The sequence below is a fragment of the Hephaestia mangrovi genome, assembly GCF_019880555.1.
Classification (GTDB): domain Bacteria; phylum Pseudomonadota; class Alphaproteobacteria; order Sphingomonadales; family Sphingomonadaceae; genus Sphingomonas; species Sphingomonas mangrovi.
This window is the reverse complement of record NZ_JAINVU010000005.1, coordinates 203,175-219,127: the sequence shown is the minus strand read 5'-3', so window position 1 is coordinate 219,127 and position 15,953 is coordinate 203,175. Positions and strand designations below refer to the sequence as shown.

Sequence of the window (15,953 nt, the reverse complement as noted above, 5' to 3'; positions counted from 1 at the left end):
GTGGCGCTCCTTCAGATGGGCAGCGCCGCTTCCTCCGGCCCGGGCAGCTTCTTGAACAGCTTGCGGTCCTCGGGGCCGAACGCCCAGCGCCAGATGACGAAGCCATAGGCGCCGACGATCGCGGGAATGCCCAGCGCCAGTTCGGCCCATTCGAAGCGGTGCGGCAAGGAGGTGAAGATCGTGCCCGCGGCGATCGCCGCCAGCGACGCCCAGACCAGCGGCCAGCGGAAGCCCGAGACGCGCATCTTGAGGACGCTCTTGAGCAAAGTCGCCTTGATCGTCGAGGTCGCGGCGACCGACAGCATCAGCGCGACGGCCGGGCCGGCGGCCTGATAATTGATCGGCCAGTGACGCGCGCGCATCGCGAAGATCAAGGCGAAGCTCAGCACGATCTGCACGCCGAGCATGGCCAGCGAGATCATCAGATTGCGATGCCGCGCGACATAGACCAGCGCCGATTCGCAGACGGTGCCGGTCGAGGCGAGCACCTCGGCGATCAGCAGGAACGCCATCGCCGCGGTGCCGGCGACGAATTGCGGGCCGACCACCCCCATCACCGCCTTGCCCGGAATCGCCCCGCACAATGCGATTCCGGCTTGCGCCGCGACTGTCCAGAACGCGACCTGGCGGATCTGGTTGGCGACGGCGGCATAATCGTTGTCGGCAAGGCTCTTGGTGATCACCGGCCCCATCACCGGTTCGAAGCTGGTCTTCAATTTCTGCGGCAGGGAGGCGATCTGCTGCGCCATATAATAGATGCCGACGATCTTCGGCGCGAACAACAGGCCGAGGATGAAGCGATCGACGTTGCGTGTGCCCCATTCGATCGCGTCGGCGCCAGCGAGCGGGATGTTCTGTCGCGCCAGCGCCAGCAGCGGCCGCACCCGCGGGCTCCAGCCATGCGGCAGGCCGTAGCTCTTTACGAACGGGATCACCGAGGCAATCATCGCGGCGGCCATCGATGCGACATAGGCGAGCACCAGCCCGTCGTGGAACGACACGAACGACATGATCCATGCGCCGATCGAGATCGTCCACGGCTCGACGATCGCGCGCGCCGTCACCGTTGCCTTGACGTTGTGGCGATAGGCGAGTGCGGCAAGGCTGACGTCGGACCAGGCGATCGCGAAGATGATGCACGGCAGGAAGCGGTCGAGCCCGTGGATGTCGCTATCCGGATACATCGCCTGCGGAAAGGCGATCAGCACCGCGCTCGCCGCGAGCGAGACGACGAAAGCGACCGCCATCGCGTCCCACACGACATGGACGTGCGGCCGATCGGCATTGGCGAGCGCCTGGGCAAGGCCGCGCTTGAGGCCGAGCGTCGCGATCAGCGCGGCCAGCTCCACCACGACGACGGCGAGCGCGAAGCGGCCGACCAGCTCCGGGCCGTAGAGGCGCCCGGCGATGAACAGGAACGGGATCCGCGCGAACAGCCGCAGCACGAACCCGGTGACATTGGTGCGCCCCCCCTTGGCAAGCGCGGCGATATCGTCCTGCGGTACGGCGGCGTCGCTCAATGCGCCGCTCCCCAGCTCGGCCCGACGCCGATCTCGACGCCGAGCGGCACGCTAAGCGTCACGGCCGGTTCGGCCGCGGTCGCCATGACACGCTCGATCACCGCGCGCGCTTTCTCGACATCGCCTTCGAGAAGCTCGAACACCAGTTCGTCATGGACCTGCAGCAGCATGCGCACATCGGGCAGGCCCGCCTCGATCAGCGCTGGCCCCATGCGCGTCATCGCGCGCTTGATGATGTCGGCGCAGGTGCCCTGGATCGGGGCGTTGATCGCGGCGCGCTCGGCGCCTTGGCGCTCGTGCTGCACCTTGGATTTGATCCGCGGGAAGTGCGTCTTGCGGCCGAACAAAGTCTCGGTGAAGCCGCGCTCGCGGACTTGCTCGATCGTTGCGGCAATATAATTGCTGATCCCGGGGAAGCGCTGGAAATAGGTGTCGATCATCGCCTGCGCCTCGTCCGGCTCGACATCGAGCCGCCCGGCCAGCCCCCAGCGCGAGATGCCGTAGAGGATCGCGAAGTTGATCGTCTTGGCGCGCGCGCGGGTGTCGCGATTGACCTCGCCGAACAATTCGGTCGCGGTCATCGAATGGATGTCGTCGCCGCGTTCGAACGCCTGACGCAGCGCCGGCACGTCGGCCATGTGCGCGGCCAGGCGCAGCTCGATCTGCGAATAATCGGCGGCGAGGATGACGTTGCCCGGCTCGGCGACGAAGGCGTCGCGAATCTGGCGGCCGACCTCGGTGCGGATCGGGATGTTCTGCAGATTGGGATCGGTCGAGGAGAGGCGCCCGGTCTGTGCGCCGGTCAGCGAGTAGCTGGTATGGACTCGGCCGGTCTCGGGATTGATCTGCGCCTGCAGCGCGTCGGTATAAGTCGATTTGAGCTTGGAGAGTTGCCGCCAGTCGAGCACCAGTCGGGCGATCTCGGCGCCCAACGGCTCGTCCTTGTCGGCGGCGAGACGCTCCATCTCGTTGACGTCGGTGGAATAGACGCCCGATTTTCCCTTGCGCCCGCCCTTCAGCCCGAGCCGCTCGAACAGCACGTCGCCCAGTTGCTTGGGGCTGCCGATGGTGAACGGCCCGCCGGCACGATCATGGAGGGTCTTTTCCAGATCGGCAATCTGGTGCGCGAACTCGGTCGAGAGTTTCGACAGCGCTTCGGCATCGACCTTGACGCCATGCCGCTCCATGCCGGCAACCACCGCGGCGAGCGGTCGATCGACCATCTGATAGACGCGCGTCGCGCCTTCCGCCGGCAATCGCGCCTTGAAACGGCTCCACAGCCTGAGCGTCACGTCGGCATCCTCGGCGGCGTAGCGGGTCGCTGCCTTGAGATCGACTTCGTGAAAGCCGAGCTGCTTCTTCCCCGTGCCGACCACGTCCTTATAGGCGATGCAACTGTGCGACAGGTGCGTCGCGGCGAGCTCGTCCATGCCGTGGCCATGCAGGCCGGCGTCGAGATCGAAGCTCATCAGGATGGTGTCGTCATAGGGTGCCACGTCGACCCCGCAGCGGCCGAGCACGATCAGGTCGTATTTGAGGTTGTGGCCGATCTTCAGGACACTCTGGTCCTCGAGCAGCGGCCTGAGCTTTGCCAGCGCCACGTCGCGATCGAGCTGCGCGGGCTTCTCGGCGAACATGTCGGTGCCGCCATGGCCGATCGGCACGTAGCACGCGCGGTTGGGCGCGAGTGCCAGCGACACGCCGACCAGCTCGGCACGGGTAGCATCCTTGCCGGTTGTCTCGGTGTCGATCGCGATGAAGCCCTGATGGCGCGACGCGGTGATCCAGCGATCGAGCGCGGCCTCGTCGATCACCGTCTCATAAGCATCGTGATCGCACGGCGGTTCTTCGGGCAGCACCACGTCGGCTTTCGGTGCCGCAACCGGCGGATCGGCGACCGCGCCCAGCCGCGCGAGCAGCGACTTGAAGCCGTGATGCTCGAGGAACGCCTTCAACGGCGCTTCGGGAATGCCCTGCAACCCCAGCTCTTCGAGCGGATGTTCGAGCGGCACATCGCGCGCGAGCTCGACCAGCTTGCGCGATAGCCGCGCCATCTCGGCATGCTCGATCAGATTGTCGCGCATCTTCGATTTCTTCATCTCGGGCGCGGCGGCCAGCACCGCCTCGACCGAGCCGTATTCGTTGATCAGGTCCGACGCGCGCTTGGGCCCGATGCCGGGCACGCCGGGCACGTTGTCGACGCTGTCGCCCATCAGCGCCAGCACCTCGCCCAGCTTGTTCGGGCCGACGCCGAACTTATCCTGGACATACTCCGGCCCGAGCCGGCGATTGTTCATCGTGTCGTAGAGATCGAGGCCGGGCTCGATCAGCTGCATCAGATCCTTGTCGGAGCTGACGATCGTCACTTGCCAGCCCTGCGCCAGCGCGGCCTTGGCGTAACTGGCGATCAGATCGTCGGCCTCCCAGCCTTCCTCCTCGATGCACGGCAGCGAGAAGGCGCGGGTGGCGTCGCGGATCATCGGGAATTGCGGGATGAGGTCTTCGGGTGGCGGCGGGCGGTGCGCCTTGTACTGATCGTACATCTCGTTGCGGAAGGTGTGGCTCGACTTGTCGAGGATCACCGCCATGTGGGTCGGGCCGTCGGCCTTGTGCAGCTCGTCGGCGAGCTTCCAAAGCATCGTCGTATAGCCATAGACCGCGCCGACCGGCTCGCCGCGGATGTTCGTCAGCGGCGGCAGGCGGTGATAGGCGCGGAAGATGTAGCCGGAGCCGTCGACCAGGTAGAGATGGTTGGGCATGTCGCCGGGCGGTCTAGCGCACCGGACGCGCGGGACAAACTAGTTTGCGCCGTGCCCGCCCATATGGTCACCGCCCTGTTGCGCGATCGCCATAGGCTGTTCGTCATGCGCGGTGACGATCGCGCGCGCGACGTCTTGGATCAGCTTCTGCTTTTCGCGGACGCTCTGCGTGCCATCGCCGATCATCACCGCGACGGTGTACATCCGGCCATCGGGCGCGGTGAGGATGCCGACATCGTTGAAGCCCGCGGTGCGGCGGCCCCAATCCTGGCCGGTGCCGGTCTTGTGCGCGATCTGCCAATCGTCGGGCAGCGGATATTTGAGCCGCGCCCAGCCGGTCTTGCAATCGGCCATCGTGCCGAGCAGCCATCGGGTCGAGGCCGGCGACAGCAATTCGCCCCGCACGAGGCGGGCGAGCGTATCGACGATCGCATTGGGTTGCGCGCCATCCGACGGATTGGCGACATAGGCATCGAACGCCGCTTCGCGCACGTCATGCGGCAACCGCGCGCGCGCATCCTGGAATGCCATGCCCATCGAATATTCGGGCTTCCAGTCGAGCCCCGCGGTCGCCGACTGCTTGTTCTTCTCGTCGGGGCCGCCGCGAATGCCGACGATCCCCTTGCGCGCGAACATCGCCGCGGTCGCGCGCGGGCCGCCGGCGGCCCGCAAGATGCGATCGTTGGCCGTGTTGTCGCTGGTCGTCAGCGCGCGATAATCGAGATCGCCGATCGTGGTGTGATAGCCGTCGCCCTTCACGGCCAGCGCGGCAATCGGCTGATGGAACACGGTAAGATCGGCGCGCGTCACGCTGATCGGATCGCTGAGATGGAGCTGGCCGCGGTCGACCGCGTCGAGCATCGTCATCGCGACCCACAATTTGCTGACGCTCTGCTGCGGCAGATAGAGATCACCGTGGCTCTGCGCGGTCCAGCCCTCGCCGACGCTCTGCACCGCGATGCCGGCGCGGCCGCCGAATTGCGCGGTGAGCGCGGTGAGCGTGGCTTGCAACGCCTGGGGCGGCCGGGGCCGCGCGCGCGCCGCCGGCACTGGCATCGCCACCTGATAGGGCGCGCGGACCGGCCCGCGCGTTGCCAGCGCGCCATCGGTGGCGCCGTCGGACTTGCAGCCGACGATCAACACGGCCATCGTTGCCGCCAGTGCCGCCGCACCGATCCTGATTGTCCTGCGTTCGACCCGCATTACGCTACGATACTCATGCCCCGTTTATCGAGCGTGAACATGCGGATTTCCGGTGATGCTGGATATAGCCGGAGCCGATCGCTGCGACGAATGCCCCGCTTGCTGCGGCGAATCGAGGGAGAATGATGCAAGGTTTTGATTTTCAAACGCTCGGTGCCCTGCTGTTCGTTGCCTCGCTGGTCGCCATGGCGGCGCGGCGGTTCGATTTTCCCTATAGCGTCGGGTTGGTCGCGGCGGGCATCGCGATGGCGGTGCTTGCGCCGGGCACGACGCCGTCGCTGACGCCGGGACTGATCTATTACATCTTCCTGCCGCCGCTGGTGTTCGAGGCGGCGATCCAGATTCCCTGGAAGCCGTTCCGGCGCGAGCTGCCGCTGCTACTGGCGCTCGTCACCTTCGGCGTGGCGATTGCGGCGATCGTCGTCGCGGGGGGCATGCACTGGCTGCTCGGCTGGAGCTGGATCGGCGCGGCGATGTTCGGCGTATTGATTTCGGCGACCGACCCGGTCGCGGTGATCGCGGCGTTCAAGGCAATGAAGGTGCAGCCGCGGCTGCATCTGCTGGTCGAGGCGGAAAGCCTGCTCAATGATGGCGTCGCAGCAGTGGGCTTCGCGGTGCTGCTTGCGATCGCGGTCGATGGCGGGGCGATGGGCGGCGGCGGAATCGTGCTCGATCTGGTCAAGACGGTGGTCGGCGGCGTGATCGCCGGCGCGGTCGTCGCGTTCCCGCTGATCGCCATCGCCGGCCGCGCGACCGATCGGCTGGTCGAAATCACGCTGACGATGCTGATCGCCTACGGCTCGTTCCTGCTCGCCGAGCATTTCCATGCCTCGGGCGTGCTGGCGACGGTGACGGCGGGGCTGATCGTCGGCAATTACGGGTTCCTCGGCGCAATTTCGGACGACGGCCGCTCCGGCGTGCTCCACCATTGGGAGTTCGTCGCCTTCCTGGTCAATTCGCTGATCTTCATCCTGATCGGCGGGCGAGAGGCGGAAATGCCGTTCTTCGACGTGCTCGAGGCAGCGGTGATCGCCACCGCGCTGGTGCTCGCCGGGCGTGCCGCGGCGGTCTATCCCGTCATGGCGTCATTTGCGAAGACGCGCCTCGCGGTGCCGTGGAAATACAAGCACGTGCTGTTCTGGGGCGGGTTGCGCGGCGCGCTGGCGCTGGCGCTGGCGCTCAACGTGCCGGTGACGGTGCCCGAGCGCGACACGATCATCGTCGTGTCGTTCGCGGTGGTCGCCTTCTCGATCTTCGTCCAGGGGCTGACGATGCCCTGGCTGACCAGGAAGATGGGATTGCAACAGGAACCCGGGGACGACGAGGCGGACGCTGCATTGGCAGCCGACCGTTCGCCCTAAGCCTGCCGAGCCGATTCAGGTCGGCCGAAACCGATGCTACCCCCGCTCGTCGCGCAGGGGGCGGTTGAGGAGATCGGCGATTACCGCATCGACGGGGGCGCCGTCGATCAGCGCGCATACCGCCTCGGATACCGGCATGGCGACGCCCGCCTCGGCGGCTGCCTCGCGCAGCACCGGGGCGGTGAAGGCGCCCTCGGCAACCGTGCGGCGATCGGCGAGCAGACGGGCGGCGGGCGTGCCGCGCCCCAGCCCGACGCCGAACGAAAAATTGCGCGAGCTGGTCGACGAACAGGTCAGCACGAGATCGCCGAGCCCGGACAGGCCGGCCAGCGTTTCGGGCTGCGCGCCGCGCGCCAGGCCGAAACGCGTCATCTCGGCGAATCCGCGCGCGATCAGCGCGGCGCGCGCATTCTGGCCGAGCCCCGCGCCCTCGACCACGCCGCAGGCGATCGCCAGCACGTTCTTGACCGCGCCGCCGATCTCCGCGCCGATCACGTCGTCGCTGGCATAAAGCCGGAAAGCGGGGCGTGCGAGCCGGGCGATCAGCGCGTCGCGGATGGCCGGATCGGCGCAGGCCAGCGTCGCCGCGGTGGGCAGGCCGGCGGCGACCTCATGTGCGAAAGTGGGGCCGGACAGCACCGCGAGCGGCGCGCGCGGATGGATCGCGGCGGCGACCTCGCCGACCAGCCGCCGCGTCCCGGCCTCGATTCCCTTGGCACACAGCACCAGCGGCGTCGCGCCGACCGCGGCTTCGGCAAGTATCGCGCGGACGTGCTGCGCCGGCGTCACGACGAGCAGCGCCTCGGCCTCGGCAAGCGCGCCGAGCGAGCCGGTTGCGGTGATCGACGGCGACAAACGAGCGCTCGGCAGGAACAGCTCGTTGCAATGACGGCGGTTGATCGCCTCGACGACCTCGGGCTCGCGTGCCCATAACGTCACCGGCGCGCCATCGGCGGCGGCGACCTGCGCGAGCGCGGTGCCCCAGGCACCGCCGCCGATCACGCCGATCCTCATGCCTTCACGCCTGCCCCGCGGGCGCGCTCGGCATGGGGATCGAGCGGCCAGCGCGCGCGCGCCGGCGTATCGAGCGGGTCGGTCAGCCCGGCGGCGAAGCGTTCGGCGCCCGCCCAGGCGATCATCGCGGCATTGTCGGTACACAGCCACAGCGGCGGCGCGACGAAGCGCAGGCCGGAGACACGCGCGAGCTCGGCCAGCGCGCCGCGAACCGCCTGGTTGGCAGCGACGCCGCCGGCGACGACCAGCGCGGTCGCGCCGTCGGCGCGGTCGATCGCGCGCGTGGTGCGGTCGATCAGGCAATCGACCACGGCTTGCTGGAACGAGGCGGCGATATCCTCGGGTGCCCAGGTTCCGGCGTCGCGCGCGCGCAGCACCGCGCTTTTCAGGCCCGCAAAGGAAAAATGCGGCTCGTCGCTGCCGACCAGCGGGCGCGGCAGCGGCACCGCCCTGGCGTCGCCCTCGGCCGCGGCGCGCTCGACCGCGGGGCCGCCGGGGAAGCCGAGGCCAAGCAGCTTGGCGGTCTTGTCGAACGCCTCGCCCGCGGCGTCGTCGATCGTGGTGGCGAGGCGGCGATAGCGGCCGACGCCCTCGACGAACAGCAATTGGCAATGCCCGCCCGAAACGAGCAACAGCAGATAGGGAAACGCGAGATCGGGATCGGCGAGGCGCGGCGATAGCGCATGGCCTTCGAGGTGATTGACCGCGACCAGCGGCTTGCCGCAGGCATGCGCCAGCGCCTTGCCGGTGACGAGGCCGACCATCACCCCGCCGATCAGGCCGGGCCCGGCAGTCGCGGCGATCGCGTCGACGGCGTCCAGCCCGACGCCTGCCTCGCCCAACGCGCGCTCGATCAGGGGCGCGAGCATTTCGACATGCGCGCGCGCCGCGATTTCGGGGACGACGCCGCCATAGGGGCGATGCGCCGCTTCCTGCCCGGCAAGCGCGTGGGCCAGGATCGTGCGGTCGTCGCGCACCAGCGCGGCAGCGGTTTCGTCGCAGCTCGATTCGAGGCCGAGGATCAGCGCCATGGCTTTCCTCTAGCCGTAACCATCGCTAGCACAACCCGCGATGGCCATTCGTTTCCGCCTCGGCAGCCGGGGATCGCCGCTCGCCCTCGTCCAGGCGCACATGGTGCGCGACGCGCTTGCCGCCGCGCACGGCTGGGCGGTGGACGCGATCGAGATCGTCACGGTGAGGACCACCGGAGACCGCGTGCAGGATCGCGCGCTGGCCGAGATCGGCGGCAAGGCCTTGTGGACCAAGGAGCTCGATCGCGCGCTGCTCGCTGGCGCGATCGACGCCGCGGTGCATTCGATGAAGGACGTCGAGACGGTGCGGCCCGACGCGATCACGATCGCCGCGATGCTGCCGCGCGCCGACGTGCGCGATTGCCTGATCGGCGCGGAGGCGATCGACACGCTGCGGCCGGGCGCGGTGATCGGCACCAGCTCGCCGCGCCGGGCAGCGCAATTGCGCGCGCTGCGGCCCGATTTCCGCACCACGCTGTTTCGCGGCAATGTCGAAACGCGGCTGGCGAAGCTGGCGGCGGGCGAGGTCGACGCGACGATTCTGGCGGCCGCCGGTCTCGATCGGCTCGGCCGGCCGGATATCGGCACGCGCCTCGCCGTCGATACCATGCTGCCGGCGCCGGCGCAGGGCGCGGTCGGGATCGAGTGCCGGACCGGGGATGCCGAAGCGCGCGCGAGTCTGGCGGCGATCGATGACGCTGCGACGTCATGCTGCGTTGGCCACGAGCGCGCGCTGCTCGCCGCGCTCGATGCCGATTGCCATTCGCCGGTGGCCGCGCTTGCGATGATCGAGAACGATTGGGTGCTGCTGCGCGCCCGGCTTTACGCGATGGATGGCAGCGAACAGGTTGCTGGCGCGCGGATCGGCCGCAGCGACGATGCCGAACTGGCGCCCACGCTGGCCGCCACGCTGCTGGCGGACGCGCCCGCCGCGATCCGGCGGCTGTTCGGGGCATGACGCGCCGTGTCGCGGTGTTCCGGCCGGCGCCGGGCAACCGCGCCACGGTCGCGGCGCTTGAGCAGGTCGGGCTGGCGGCGATCGTCTTGCCGCTGTTCGAGGTGCTGCCGATCGCGTGGCCGCCGCCCGATCCTGCGCTGCATGACGCGCTGTTGCTGACCAGCGCCAATGCCGTGCGATGCGCGGGGCCGGGGCTCGGCGCGCTTGCCGGATTGCCCGTCTTCGCCGTGGGAGAAGCCACCGCGCAGGTAGCGCGTGACGCGGGCCTCGATGTGGCCGCGACCGGCAGCGACGGCATCGCGGCGATCGTGCGGCTGGCTGCCACGCGCGGCAAGCACCGGCTGCTCCATCTTGCCGGCCGCGATCGCGCGGCGGCGCCGGCGGGCGTGGCCACGGTCGTCACGGTTTACGAAAGCCGCGAGATCGCGCGCGCGCCCGACGATCTGCTGCCGATCGAGGGTCAGGTGGCGATGCTGCATTCGCCGCGCGCCGCGCGCCGCCTGGCGGCACTGGCCAGCTCGATCGACCGCGCCTCGATCCGGCTTGCGGCGCTCAGCCTGGCGGTGGCGGAAGCGGCTGGCGCGGGATGGGGCGAAGTGGCCGTCGCGGCGACGCGCGACGATGCGGCATTGGTCGCGCTGGCGCGGCGGCTGGCCGATTGACCGGGCCTCGCGAGCCGTCGATAAGAGCGGCGATGGCCAGCGACGACCCCTTTTCGCTTCCGCGCCGCCGGCGATGGCGCGGCGCCCTCCTCGTCTATCTGCTGGTGTTCGTCGCCGGGATCGTCCTGGCCGGGCTGGCGATCCGGCAATGGGGCGATCGCCTGCCCTGGCTGGCGCCGGCACGAACCACCGTTCCGGTCAAGACCGCGCCGCCGCCCGCCCGCAGCGTCGCGATCGATCCCACCGCCGATCTCGATACGCTGGCGGCGCGCGAGGCGGCGCTGTCGGCGCGGCTCGCCGATCTCGAGGCGCGCAGTGCGGTGATCGACACCAAGGCGGAGGCTGCCTCGGGCAATGCGACGCGCGCCGAAGGGCTGCTGATCGCGTTCGCCGCGCGCCGCGCGATCGATCGCGGCATCGGGCTCGGCTATATCGAGGGGCAATTGCGCGAGCGGTTTGGTGCGACCCAGCCGCGCGCGGTAACGATGGTGATCCAGGCATCGCGCGCGCCGGTGACGCTGGAGGATCTGCGGCTCGGGCTCGATTCGATCGCGCCCGATCTGGTCAGCGGCGGGCATGAGGCCTTGTGGTCGGGATTGCGCAACACGCTGTCCAACCTGATCGTCATCCACAAGGAAGCATCGCCCTCACCGCGCCCGTCGGCGCGGATGGCGCGGGCGCGGCGGCTGCTCGAGGCGGGGCAGGTCGAGGCCGCGCTGGCCGAGATCGAGCGGTTGCCCGGCGCGAGCGGGGCGCAGCGCTGGCTGACGGCGGCGCATCGCTATATCGATGCACGGCGCGCGCTCGACGTGATCGAAACCGCGGCGATCCTCGGTCAGGGTGCGCCTGTCGCGGCGCCCTCGCAGGCATCGGCGCCGCAGCCCGCACCCGCACCATCACCGGATACGGCGGCACCGACCGGGAAAAAGCCGGCAGCGTCCTGAGATCAGCGCAGCCGGTCGATCAGCGCCTGCGCGGCGGCGGGCGCGCGTACCTTGGCGCCGTTGATCGCGAAGACGAACACGTCGCGCGGCTGTTTCGGCGCCGGATCGGTGACGCAGGATAGGCCGGCCGGGCTGTCACCGGCGGCCCAGGCGCGCGCCGCCGCCGCCCAGCGATCGAGCTCGTCCGCCGAATAGCCGGTCGCCTCCTCCTCGCGCGCCGCCTCGAGCCGGGCATAGACGAAATCGCCAGAGACATCGGCGATCGCCGGATAATCGGTCGAATCGGCGAAGACGATCGCGACGCCGGCATCGCGCGCCATTGCGATGAATTCGGGCACCGCGAAGCTTTCGTGCCTCACCTGGATCGCGTGGCGCAGCGCCACGCCGCCGTGCCGGGCCGGCAACAACGAGAGAAACGCCCGGAAATCATCGGCGTCGAACTTCTTGGTTGCCATGAATTGCCACAGGATGGGTCCCAATTTGTCGCCCAGCTCGACAATCCCCTGGCCGACGAACCGCTTGACCGATTCGCCCGCCTCGGCAAGCACCTTGCGGTTGGTGCAGAAACGCGAGGCCTTGACGGTGAAGACGAAACCGTCGGGCGCCGCAGCTGCCCAGTTTGCGAAACTGGCGGGCTTGAAGCTCGAATAATAAGTGCCGTTGATCTCGATCGCGGTCACCGCGCGCGACGCGAATTCGAGCTCGCGCTTCTGGGCCAGGCCGTCCGGATAGAAGCTGCCGCGCCACGGGGCATAGGTCCAGCCGCCGATACCGACGCGAATCGCGCCTTCGTCTTTCTTGCTCATCCGTCTTGTTTAGCCGGTTCGCCGAGCCGCGCGATATGTCTGTCCGACGATTCGGGATCGCCATCGCGCGCGCGGTTGAATCGTGCCTTGCCAGTTCGCACGTTCAGGGATCACCGACGAGGATCGTGTCGCGTTGCCCGGTCCGCCGTCGATCGCCTGAAAGGATTGCGCACTATGGCTCTCGAAAACATTCTTCCGGGCAAACTCGGCTTCGGTGCCGCGCCGCTCGGCAACATGTTCCGCGATATTCCCGAGGACGAGGCTCTCGCCACGGTGGAAGCGGCCTGGAACGACGGTATTCGCTATTATGACAACGCCCCCTTCTACGGCGCCGGCCTTGCCGAATTGCGCATGGGCGAGGCGCTCGCCGGCAAGCCGCGCGACCAATATGTCATCAGCACCAAGGTCGGGCGCATCATCCTCGACGATCTGGAGGACGTCGGCGCCCGCCAGCAGGGCGAGAAAGCCGGTGTGTTCGCGCACGGCCGCGCCAACCGGATCGTCAACGACTATGGCTATGACGCGACACTGCGCTCGATCGAGGACAGCCTGAAGCGCCTGCGCACCGACCATATCGAGATCGCCTTCGTCCATGATCTCGCGCAGGATTTCTGGGGCGACCTGTGGCTGGCCAAGTTCGAGGAAGCGCGCACCGGCGCTTTCCGCGCGCTCGACCGGCTGCGCGACGAAGGCACGATCAAGGCATGGGGTCTTGGCGTCAACAAGGTCGAGCCGATCGAGCTGGTGCTCGGCCTCGATGAGTCGCGCCCCGGTGCCTTCCTGCTCGCCGGCCGCTATACGCTGCTCGATCACGGCCGGGCGCTGCAGCGCGTGATGCCGCTGGCGGCGGACCATGGCGCCAGCATCGTGGTTGGCGGGCCGTATAGTTCGGGCGCGCTCGTTGGCGGGCCGAACTTCGAATATGCGCCCGCCACGCCCGAGATTCTCGACAGGGTCGCGCGTATCAAGGCAATCGCCGATCGCCACGGCGTCAGCATGAAGGCAGCGGGCCTGCACTTCTCGCTCGCCAATCCGGCAGTGGCGGCGGTGATCCCCGGGGCCAGCCGGCCCGGCCGCATCGCCGAAGACCGCGCGGCGTTTGACGAGATCGTGCCCGCCAGCTTCTGGCAGGATCTGCGCGCCGCCGGGCTGGTCGATCCTGCCGCGCCGCTACCATCAGGATCATGACCGATCGGTCGACGTGGCCACGCTGGATGCGAACGCCGTGCGCAGCCCGGCAGGGCGGCGCGCCAACACGCACTCGTTGATTCCGGCGCGGCCAAGCCGCGCCGTCGGTCATCGCCTGCGGCGATGCCGGCCGTGGTCGTCGCTGATCGTGGATTTGGCGTCGCCAAATCCTTGGCGACGACCTGGAGCGGGCGAAGGGATTCGAACCCTCGACCCCAACCTTGGCAAGGTTGTGCTCTACCCCTGAGCTACGCCCGCTCTTGGCGTCCGGGCCGCGAAGGCCCTGGGTAAGGCGGCGGCTGTTAGCATCGGCTTTCGGGGTCGGCAAGCCCCTTGTCGCCGATCTGCAAAAAGGGTTGGCGCACGCCCCGTCCGCCCCACATAAGGCCGGTAAGGGAAAAGAACAGGAGTATGTCTTGGCAACGCTCGGCATGAGCCCGCAGGAAAAGGAAGCGGTCGAAAGCTTCCGTCGCGACGTCGTCGAACCGTCGATGACCAAGCTCGTCATCATCGATTTCTGGGCGGAATGGTGCGGGCCGTGCAAGGCGCTGGCGCCGGTGCTGGAGAAGGTGGCCGCCGACTATGCCGACAAGGGCGTGGTGCTGGCCAAGGTCGATACCGACAAGAACCAGTTCATCGCCGCGCAATTTCAGGTGCGGTCGATCCCCACCGTCTATGCGATGTTCCAGGGCCAGCTGGTCGCCGATCTGACCAATGCGCGCACCGAATCGCAGCTCAAGACGACGCTTGATCAATTGCTGCGCCAATTGCCGATCGAGAGCGAGGAAAAGGATCTCGAGGCCGAGATCGAGCCGTTGATCGCGATGGGCGAGCAGGTGCTGGGTGACGGCGATGCCGAGCGCGCGCTGTCGATCTTCGACCAACTGGCCGAGATGGCGCCGGAGCATCCCGCGGTCGCTTCGGGCCGGATTCGCGCGCTGATCGCGGCGAATCGCGATGCCGAGGCCGAAGCGGCGATTGCCGCGCTGCCCGAAGAGCTCGCCAAACAGCCCGAGATCGACCGCGCCAAGGCCGCGCTCGCGCTCAAGCGGGAAGCCAAGCCCGTCGACGATCTCTCCGGCCTCGCCGCCGAGGTCGCCGCGCGTCCGGACGATCTCGACGCGCGGTTCCGGCTCGCCGGCGGGCAGATGGCGGCGGGCGATCGTGAGGGCGCGGCGGACAATCTGCTGGCGATCATCGCCGCCGACCGCGAATGGAACGACGGCGCGGCGCGCGCGCAACTGCTCAAGCTGTTCGAGGTGGTCGGGCTCGAAGACCCATGGGTGGCGGCGCAGCGCCGGCGGCTGTCGGCGATCCTGTTCGGATGACGGTGACGCGCCTCTCGGTTTTCCCGTTGCCGGGGGCGCTGCTGTTTCCGGGCATGCACCTGCCGCTGCATATCTTCGAGCCGCGCTATCGGGCGATGGTTTCCGATGCGATGGCACGCGATCGCCGCATCGGCATGATCCAGCCGCGGCCGTGCCCCGACCATGACAAGGGCGAGTCGCCGCTGTTCGAGATCGGCTGCGTCGGCCGGATCGCCGAGGTCGAGGCGCTCGACGACGGTTGCTACAATCTCGTGCTGGAGGGCGTCGCGCTGTTCCGTCTGCTCAACGAGCTCGACGTGACGACGGCGTTCCGCCAGATCGAGGCCGAGCTGCTGCCCCCAGCCGAGCGTGATCCGGTGCTCGCGCTGGGGCGGCGGGCGGCGCTGGAGCTCGAATCGCGGCGCTTCGCCGATGCGCAGGGCTATGCGGTCGATTGGAGCGCGGTGAGCCGGCTTGACGACGAGGCGCTGGTCAACGGCATCGCCCAGATCGCGCCGTTCGACGTCGCCGCCAAACAGGCGTTGCTCGAATCGCCGAGCCTCGACGATCGCGCCGATCTGCTCGTCCAGCTGATGCAGTTCTTCGGCCGCCACGACGGCGAGGACCGGGTGACGCTGCAATGAGCGCGCCGCTCGATCCCTGGCTGCTGTCGATCCTGGTCTGCCCGGTAACGCGCACCAGATTGCGCTATGACGAGGCGGCGGCGGAGCTGGTGTCCGATGCCGCCGGGCTGGCGTATCCGGTGCGCGACGGCGTGCCGGTGCTGCTTGCCGAGGAGGCGCGGCGCCTGTCGCGATGAGCGAGGCGGTCGATCTTTCGGGCGTCTGGCACGGCATCTTCAGCTATCCGCGGCTGCTGCCGCCCGAAACCTTCGTCGCCACGCTGATCGATCGCGGCGGCAATCTCGCCGGCGAGACCGAGGAGACGGCATCCGACGGGCGGTCGTTCACCGGGCTGATCCAGGGCCTTCGCGCCGGCACCGCGGTGAGCTTCATCAAAACCTATGACGATCGTCATGCGTCGCCGATCCATTACGCCGGCACGCTCGATGCCGAGGCGACCGAGATTGCCGGCACGTGGCGGATAAGGGGCAATTGGGGCGGCCCGTTCGTGATGGTACGGCAGCCGCCGGTCGCCGAACAGGCGGATCGTCGCGAGGCCGCGACGATCTCCCGCTGA

The 15,953-nt window shown here is 68.6% G+C and carries 15 protein-coding genes and 1 tRNA gene; 9 read left to right on the top strand and 7 right to left on the bottom strand.

Going from position 1 to position 15,953, the window contains the following annotated elements:
- Nucleotides 1-11: 11 nt before the first annotated feature.
- From K7G81_RS13005 to K7G81_RS12995, 3 genes are read right to left on the bottom strand one after another with little or no spacing between them, the layout of a single operon-like run.
- The gene (locus tag K7G81_RS13005) at nucleotides 12-1,520 is read right to left on the bottom strand and encodes a lipopolysaccharide biosynthesis protein (RefSeq protein WP_223031230.1); all 1,509 of its coding nucleotides are present in this window, start codon (nucleotides 1,518-1,520) and stop codon (nucleotides 12-14) included.
- Entirely contained in the window at nucleotides 1,517-4,279 is a 2,763-nt protein-coding gene (gene polA / locus K7G81_RS13000) for a DNA polymerase I (protein WP_223031229.1), read from the bottom strand. Before polA ends, K7G81_RS13005 begins: the two co-directional genes overlap by 4 nt.
- 39 nt (nucleotides 4,280-4,318) lie before the next feature.
- The gene (locus K7G81_RS12995) at nucleotides 4,319-5,428 is read right to left on the bottom strand and encodes a serine hydrolase (protein ID WP_223031228.1); all 1,110 of its coding nucleotides are present in this window, start codon (nucleotides 5,426-5,428) and stop codon (nucleotides 4,319-4,321) included.
- 176 nt (nucleotides 5,429-5,604) lie between these two features.
- Here K7G81_RS12995 and K7G81_RS12990 point away from each other — a divergent pair, with 176 nt between their 5' ends.
- Complete coding sequence (locus K7G81_RS12990; protein WP_255587010.1) at nucleotides 5,605-6,843, top strand: cation:proton antiporter; 1,239 nt, start codon at nucleotides 5,605-5,607, stop codon at nucleotides 6,841-6,843.
- A 36-nt stretch (nucleotides 6,844-6,879) separates the two neighbouring features.
- On the opposite strand, the gene K7G81_RS12985 is transcribed toward K7G81_RS12990, so the two are convergent.
- Both K7G81_RS12985 and tsaD read right to left on the bottom strand, forming a co-directional pair.
- A complete protein-coding gene (locus K7G81_RS12985; protein ID WP_223031227.1) occupies nucleotides 6,880-7,857 on the bottom strand; it encodes an NAD(P)H-dependent glycerol-3-phosphate dehydrogenase in 978 nt (325 codons plus the stop codon).
- Nucleotides 7,854-8,888: a tRNA (adenosine(37)-N6)-threonylcarbamoyltransferase complex transferase subunit TsaD gene (gene tsaD / locus K7G81_RS12980; RefSeq protein WP_223031226.1), complete on the bottom strand. Its 1,035-nt coding sequence runs from the start codon at nucleotides 8,886-8,888 to the stop codon at nucleotides 7,854-7,856. Before tsaD ends, K7G81_RS12985 begins: the two co-directional genes overlap by 4 nt.
- 40 nt (nucleotides 8,889-8,928) lie before the next feature.
- On the opposite strand from tsaD, the gene hemC reads away from it, so the two are divergent.
- From hemC to K7G81_RS12965, 3 genes are read left to right on the top strand one after another with little or no spacing between them, the layout of a single operon-like run.
- Nucleotides 8,929-9,846, top strand: a complete 918-nt coding sequence (gene hemC / locus K7G81_RS12975) for a hydroxymethylbilane synthase (RefSeq protein WP_223031225.1) — start codon at nucleotides 8,929-8,931, stop codon at nucleotides 9,844-9,846.
- Nucleotides 9,843-10,508 (top strand): uroporphyrinogen-III synthase, encoded by a 666-nt coding sequence (locus tag K7G81_RS12970; protein ID WP_223031224.1) that lies wholly within the window; start codon nucleotides 9,843-9,845, stop codon nucleotides 10,506-10,508. The genes hemC and K7G81_RS12970 overlap by 4 nt, the downstream gene beginning before the upstream one ends.
- Nucleotides 10,509-10,540: 32 nt before the next feature.
- The gene (locus K7G81_RS12965) at nucleotides 10,541-11,452 is read left to right on the top strand and encodes a hypothetical protein (protein ID WP_223031223.1); all 912 of its coding nucleotides are present in this window, start codon (nucleotides 10,541-10,543) and stop codon (nucleotides 11,450-11,452) included.
- A 2-nt stretch (nucleotides 11,453-11,454) separates the two neighbouring features.
- Here the strand turns inward: K7G81_RS12965 and K7G81_RS12960 are convergent, their stop codons facing one another.
- Nucleotides 11,455-12,258: a DUF72 domain-containing protein gene (locus K7G81_RS12960; RefSeq protein WP_223031222.1), complete on the bottom strand. Its 804-nt coding sequence runs from the start codon at nucleotides 12,256-12,258 to the stop codon at nucleotides 11,455-11,457.
- A 174-nt stretch (nucleotides 12,259-12,432) separates the two neighbouring features.
- Between K7G81_RS12960 and K7G81_RS12955 the strand changes: the two genes are divergently transcribed.
- Nucleotides 12,433-13,446 carry an aldo/keto reductase gene (locus K7G81_RS12955; protein WP_223031221.1) on the top strand — a complete coding sequence of 338 codons (1,014 nt, stop codon included), beginning with the start codon at nucleotides 12,433-12,435 and terminating at the stop codon, nucleotides 13,444-13,446.
- A gap of 183 nt (nucleotides 13,447-13,629) precedes the next feature.
- Here the strand turns inward: K7G81_RS12955 and K7G81_RS12950 are convergent.
- Nucleotides 13,630-13,704 (bottom strand) — tRNA-Gly (locus tag K7G81_RS12950).
- Between the two features lie 173 nt (nucleotides 13,705-13,877).
- Between K7G81_RS12950 and K7G81_RS12945 the strand changes: the two genes are divergently transcribed.
- The 4 genes from K7G81_RS12945 to K7G81_RS12930 are packed head-to-tail and all read left to right on the top strand — an operon-like array spanning nucleotide 13,878 to nucleotide 15,953.
- Nucleotides 13,878-14,774 (top strand): tetratricopeptide repeat protein, encoded by an 897-nt coding sequence (locus K7G81_RS12945; RefSeq protein ID WP_223031347.1) that lies wholly within the window; start codon nucleotides 13,878-13,880, stop codon nucleotides 14,772-14,774.
- On the top strand, nucleotides 14,771-15,397 hold the full coding sequence (locus K7G81_RS12940; protein ID WP_223031220.1) for an LON peptidase substrate-binding domain-containing protein: 627 nt from the start codon (nucleotides 14,771-14,773) through the stop codon (nucleotides 15,395-15,397). The genes K7G81_RS12945 and K7G81_RS12940 overlap by 4 nt, the downstream gene beginning before the upstream one ends.
- Nucleotides 15,394-15,573, top strand: a complete 180-nt coding sequence (locus K7G81_RS12935) for a Trm112 family protein (RefSeq protein WP_223031219.1) — start codon at nucleotides 15,394-15,396, stop codon at nucleotides 15,571-15,573. Before K7G81_RS12940 ends, K7G81_RS12935 begins: the two co-directional genes overlap by 4 nt.
- Nucleotides 15,570-15,953, top strand: a complete 384-nt coding sequence (locus K7G81_RS12930) for a hypothetical protein (RefSeq protein ID WP_223031218.1) — start codon at nucleotides 15,570-15,572, stop codon at nucleotides 15,951-15,953. Before K7G81_RS12935 ends, K7G81_RS12930 begins: the two co-directional genes overlap by 4 nt.